1 protein-coding gene is annotated in these 239 nt (G+C 69.9%); it reads left to right on the top strand.

The genetic code is table 11. The annotated features are described in order from the left end of the window. Positions 1-239: ATP-binding cassette domain-containing protein (locus EOD29_RS34760; RefSeq protein ID WP_164764087.1), on the top strand; the 239-nt coding region annotated here is incomplete at both ends.

Below are 239 nucleotides of genomic sequence, written 5' to 3'. Positions count from 1 at the left end.
CTTGCCGAAGCAGAAACGGCAAGCGACCCGCACCGCATCGCCGAAATCCAGATGCGCCTCATCGATATCGATGCCCATTCGGCCGAGGCGCGGGCTGCGAGCATCCTCGCCGGCCTCGGCTTCGACCAGGCGGCGCAAGCCCGCCCCGCCTCCTCCTTCTCCGGCGGCTGGCGCATGCGCGTAGCGCTCGCCGCCGTGCTGTTTGCCGAGCCGGACCTGCTTCTGCTCGACGAGCCGAC

Source organism: Mesorhizobium sp. M1A.T.Ca.IN.004.03.1.1, assembly GCF_003997555.1.
GTDB lineage: Bacteria > Pseudomonadota > Alphaproteobacteria > Rhizobiales > Rhizobiaceae > Mesorhizobium.
The sequence above is the reverse complement of the archived record's forward strand: the minus strand, read 5'-3'. Positions and strand labels throughout refer to the sequence as shown.